The 5,388-nt window shown below is 58.8% G+C and carries 6 protein-coding genes; all 6 read right to left on the minus strand.

Annotation, left to right across the window (positions count from 1 at the left end; genetic code table 11):
- Nucleotides 1-564 (minus strand): ribonuclease D (locus AB5Y92_RS01280; RefSeq protein WP_368225235.1); only part of this gene is annotated, 564 nt, incomplete at its 3' end.
- A 108-nt stretch (nucleotides 565-672) separates the two neighbouring features.
- Nucleotides 673-2,349, minus strand: a complete 1,677-nt coding sequence (gene fadD / locus AB5Y92_RS01285) for a long-chain-fatty-acid--CoA ligase FadD (protein ID WP_085942148.1) — start codon at nucleotides 2,347-2,349, stop codon at nucleotides 673-675.
- Nucleotides 2,350-2,547: 198 nt separating this feature from the next.
- On the minus strand, nucleotides 2,548-3,414 hold the full coding sequence (locus tag AB5Y92_RS01290; protein WP_368225236.1) for an alpha/beta fold hydrolase: 867 nt from the start codon (nucleotides 3,412-3,414) through the stop codon (nucleotides 2,548-2,550).
- Between the two features lie 20 nt (nucleotides 3,415-3,434).
- Nucleotides 3,435-3,950 (minus strand): Slp family lipoprotein, encoded by a 516-nt coding sequence (locus AB5Y92_RS01295; RefSeq protein WP_368225241.1) that lies wholly within the window; start codon nucleotides 3,948-3,950, stop codon nucleotides 3,435-3,437.
- A 118-nt stretch (nucleotides 3,951-4,068) separates the two neighbouring features.
- Entirely contained in the window at nucleotides 4,069-4,770 is a 702-nt protein-coding gene (gene tsaB, locus AB5Y92_RS01300; RefSeq protein ID WP_368225237.1) for a tRNA (adenosine(37)-N6)-threonylcarbamoyltransferase complex dimerization subunit type 1 TsaB, read from the minus strand.
- Between the two features lie 54 nt (nucleotides 4,771-4,824).
- The coding region (locus AB5Y92_RS01305) for an ATP-dependent DNA helicase (protein ID WP_368225239.1) at nucleotides 4,825-5,388 on the minus strand (564 nt) is incomplete at its 5' end.

Below are 5,388 nucleotides of genomic sequence, written 5' to 3' on the forward strand. Positions count from 1 at the left end.
CTTGCGGGCGGAGTGGTTCTGGCACTCCTGCTCGAACCAGGCAAACTTGCCGCTTTCCCGCAGTTTGGCCATCACCTTCTCGTAGAGCGGCATCAGGTAGAAGACATCCGCCGCCGCGTATTCGAGCTGACGCGGTGTAAGCGGGCGGGCCAGCCAGTCGGTGCGCGCCTGATCTTTTTCCAGCTCGACCCCGAGGAATTCATTCACCAGCGCACCAAAACCGACCGAGACGCCGTAACCGAGAAAGGCGGTAGCCAGCTGGGTGTCGTGCATCTGGTTGGGCAGGTGGCCCGCCTGATGCTGGATAAGCTCCAGATCTTCGCCAGAGGCGTGCAGGATGGCGATCTGCCCTTCCCGGCCCAGTCGCTGCCAGAGGGCGGAGAGATCCAGCGTCAGCGGATCCAGCAGCGCCAGATGCTCGCCGTCATAGATCTGGAACAGGCCAAGCTGGGGATAGTAGGTACGGGTGCGAACGAATTCAGTATCGATAGCCAGGGGAACGTCGGCCAGAGAAGCGAGATACTGCTCAAGTTCGTCTTGCTGAGTGATAAGTTGATAGTGCATCTGTGCCTGCGCGGTTGATCAGGGCCAAAAAGAAAAAACCGTGGGATGACCCACGGTTTTGCATAACGACGGTGCTGGTTTGCAGAAAATTCTGCAGTTGCAGTCCGGTTATTGCTTGGCAATCTCCTCGTCGCGCAGTACGCGGCGCAGGATCTTGCCCACATTGGTCTTGGGAAGTTCGTCACGAAATTCTACCAGTTTCGGCACCTTATAGGCAGTCAGATGTTTGCGGCAGTGGGCAATAATCTCGTCCTCCTGCAATTTTGCATCTTTCTTGACCACAAAGATCTTCACCAGCTCGCCGGAGACCTTGTGCGGCACGCCGACGGCAGCCACTTCCAGCACTTTCGGGTGCAGGGCAACGACATCTTCGATCTCGTTCGGATAGACGTTGAAACCGGAGACCAGGATCATGTCCTTCTTGCGGTCAACGATCTTGAAGAAGCCCTGCTCGTCGCAGACGGCGATATCACCGGTACAGAGCCAGCCATCCTGCATCACTTCGGCGGTCGCCTCGGGACGCTGCCAGTAGCCCACCATCACCTGCGGGCCGCGCACCTGCATTTCGCCCGGGGTGCCGAGGGCGTGGATCACCTGACCGTTGTCATCCACCAGACGGATCTCGGTAGAGCAGACCGGCAGACCGATGGAACCGTTGTAATCAGTCAGATCGTAGGGGCAGACGCTCACCAGTGGCGAACACTCGGTCAGGCCATAGCCTTCCAGCAGCGGGGTGTCGGTCAGTGTCTTCCACTTCTCCGCAACCGCGCGCTGCACTGCCATGCCGCCGCCGATGGTGAGCTTGAGCTTGTCAAAGGCGATCCCCTGAAACTCTTCGTTGTTGACCAGCGCATTGAACAGGGTGTTGACCCCGGTAATGCAGGTGAATGGATACTTCTTGATCTCTTTGACAAAACCCGGGATGTCGCGCGGGTTGCTGATCAGCAGGTTGTAACCGCCGATACGCATAAAGAGCAGGCAGTTCACGGTCAGGGCAAAGACGTGGTAGAGCGGCAGCGCGGTGACCACGAACTCCTTGCCACGCTCCAGCATGGGGCCATAGACGCCGAGGCATTGCTCGACGTTGGCAATCATGTTGCGATGAGTCAGCATGGCCCCTTTGGAGAGGCCGGTGGTGCCACCGGTGTACTGCAGGAAGGCGAGATCGTCGTTGGTGATCTCCGGCTTGATGTACTGCAGGAAACGCCCCTTGGAGAGGGCCTGACGCATGGTGGTGGCGTGGGGCAGATTGTATTTCGGCACAAGCTTCTTGACGTACTTGACCACGAAGTTGACCAGGGTGCCCTTGGCCAGCCCCAGGTTATCCCCCATCCGGGTCAGGATAACGTGCTTGATCGGGGTGTCATAGACCACTTTTTCCAGGGTATGGGCGAAGTTGGAGACGATGACGATGGCTTTGGCACCGGAGTCCTTGAGCTGATGCTCCAGCTCGCGCGGGGTATAGAGCGGGTTGACGTTGACCACGATCATGCCGGCGCGCAGGATGCCGAACACGGCGATGGGGTATTGCAGCAGGTTAGGCATCATCACCGCAACCCGATCCCCTTTCTCCAGCTTCAGCTCGTTTTGCAGGTAGGCAGCAAAGGCGCGGGACTGCTCTTCCAGCCGGCGGTAGGTGATGGTTTGGCCCATGTTGACGAAGGCGGGCTGATCGGCAAACTGGGTCACCGAGGATTCGAACATCTCGACCAGGGAGCTGTATTGGTCTGGATTGATCTCGGCGGGGACCCCTTCCGGATAACGTTTCAGCCAGACTTTTTCCACAAACTTCTCCTGCATAACTAGCACCTGTGCGCTCACTGTGTTGCCTCCGTCCCGGTTCACATCCATTTTAATCGGTTGTTTTAAGCTGATGCTCTAATGCCGCTCATATTTACACAGCGCAACATCAATTAACAGCAAATTAACAACAGAAAAATGTGAGGGAGAAAACAAACCTGGAATTATTGAAAGCTGGCGATTCTACCGAACTTGACAAAACTTTACGATACAAACGACCGTATCAACCGAATTTTCCATATGAAAATGGTGGTTTCCACCCAATATGACCCGCTCGATCTGCTGGAAGGCATTCTGACGGGCCTGCCATTGGGCTTCCAGCGCAGCAAAGCCCTGCTCCCCCTGAATCAACAGCACAGGACAACGGATAGCCGCCATCAGCGCCCGAGCCTGCCCTTCGCTCATTCTCAGGGGTGAAAGATCCCGCAAACGGGGGTCGCTGCGCCAGTACCAGCGCCCTGCCCGCTCTTCAAGCTGCCGCTCACAGATAAGACGCGCCGCCTGCAGCGTGATATCCGCCACTTTGCAACGGGCGGCGACAGCCTCATCGATGGAGGCAAAGCCGTTGGCACTGCGCTCCCGGGTGCGACTACGGTTTAAAATCGCACGTCGCAGCTGGGCAGGTACCTCCTCATCGGGCTGGCTCAGCGGCCCCAGCCCCTCCAGCATGATCAACCGCTCCACCTGTTCGGGGAACACCCCGGCATAGGCGGAGGCGATCAGCGCCCCGAGGGAGTGACCGAGCAGAGTGAAACGCGACCAGCCCGCCGCCTGCACGATCTGGTAGAGATCGTCCAGCCAGTCGACAAAGACATAGGGGGTGGCTTTGTGATCGGAGTGACCGTGCCCCGGCAGATCGACACAGATGAGGTGAAAATCCCCCAAATGCGGCGCCAGCGGCAAGAAGCTGGCACTGTTGTCGAGCCAGCCATGCAGGGCGATCAGCAGGGGTTTGCCCTGCTGATCATACTCAGCGGAGTGGTTCTCCAGCAGGGCTACCCGCCGCCCATCTGCCAGGGTCAGCAGACGTTCGTACAGAGTACTCATCATGGGGTTGATCATGGCAAGCCTTAACGACGCAGCGGCCGTCTCGGCCAGAAGGGATCATAGAAGGGGTCATAGAAGTAGGGGTCCATATAGCGCACCTCCACCTCCTTAACTGGCGGCCACAGCTTGCTGCCCGTCACATTGAGCACCGAGAAGCGGTACTTGTGCTCGCCAATCTGGCTATCAACCGGTTTGCCTATGGTGCCAAGCACCGTCAGGCTGCGCCCCTTGGCGTAGAGGGTCGGATCGACAAAACCCTTCATAATGGCCAGAAAACGGCCCGGGCTCTGTTCGGTCTGCTCCGGCACACCGTTGGACTTGAGCGGCAGATAGACCACTTCAATAACGCTCTGATCCGCCTTGTTGTGTACCGCCGTGATAACGCCGCTCCAGCGGGCCGGTTTGCCCTCCATTCCGCCAAGGGCGGGCTGATAGGCCACCAGCTGGTTTTCTGGCTCATAGGCCAGCTCTTTGGGGACCGAGCTGCAGGCCCCGAGCAGTAGAGCCAGCGCCCCGACCACCATAGTGCGTTTCATCATGTCGCTTCTGCTATTACGCATCATGTCACTCTCCTGTTGCCGGCGTGGCCCGTCGGGCCACCCGCTTATATTGCAGCTGATGAGCGGCAAGAGCGACATGACGTCACTGCTCCTGCCCTTATTCGCGACCCGGCAGTTTTTTCCAGGTCACCTTGTCACGCAAATAGACCGGCGTTGCTTGTTCAACCGGTACCGCCTCCCCCGCCAGCCAGGCGGCGCGGGCCAGCGGCAGCATGTCTTCTGCTGCCGGGAAACGCACCTGGCTCACCGCCAGCTCATCGGCCAGACCACTCAGGGTCTCGCCATAGGTTTCAAAACCGGTGCCGACGCAGGTCACAGGGCTCGCCAGCTTGCCACGGACGTCAACCAGTGCCGCGGGCTCGCTCACCACCTCGTCCCCCACCAGTTGCATGCGGCCATCAATGAGCTCATAGCGGCCGAAATAGACCTCGTTCATCCGCGCATCAATGGCGGTCAGCACCTGCTCGGCGCCATCCAGTCGATAGGCGCCTTGCGCCATGGCGGCCAGGGTCGAGATGCCAATCAGCGGCACACCCGCACCAAACGCCAGACCTTGCGCCACACTGATGCCGATCCGCACGCCGGTAAAGGAGCCCGGGCCGCGACCAAACGCGATGGCATCAAGGTCACTCAAACTTATCCCGGCATCCTCTAACACAGCCTGAACCATGGGCAGGATTTTTCGGGTGTGATCCCGTGGCGCCTCCTCCCAGCGGGAGAACAGCTTGTCACCCACCAGCAGGGCGGCGGAGCAGGCTTCGGTGGCGGTATCAACAGCCAGGATCTTCAACTCGTTCATGCTTTCCAATCTCTATAAAATCAGTCAATTACATAACCGGCAAGCGACATATGCTTACCCGTTGTTCAAATCTGTTAGCTGGCAGCACACTTGTTCACCGCGTTCAGTGCGCTCGAAAAAGCTCCCCAGCGTTCCCAACTCCCGGGTGCGAGGGATGGCGGGCAGACTCTTGATAAAGGTAGCGCCGTAAGGTTTGTTGACCATTCGGGGATCACATATAACCAGCACACCGTGATCACTGCGATCACGAATAAGCCGTCCCACCCCCTGTTTGAGGGCAATCACCGCCTTGGGCAACTGCAGCTCGGCGAAGGGATCCCCCCCCTTGAGCTTGCAATCATCCACCCGCGCCTTGAGCTGCGGATCGTCGGGGCTGGCAAACGGCAGCTTGTCGATAATAACACACGACAACGCAGCACCCCGCACGTCTATCCCCTCCCAGAAGCTGCTGGTGGCAACCAAGACGGCACGGCCATTCTCGACAAACTCCTTGAGTAGCCGCTGCTTGTTGTCCTCACCCTGTAGCAGCACAGTGCGGCCAATCTCCCGGCGCAGCACCTCGGCCACCTGGCGCATTACCTGATGGCTGGTGCAGAGGAAGAAACAGCCCCCCGGCGT

The organism is Aeromonas sp. R1-1 (assembly GCF_040908495.1).
Taxonomy (GTDB): Bacteria; Pseudomonadota; Gammaproteobacteria; order Enterobacterales; family Aeromonadaceae; genus Aeromonas; species Aeromonas veronii.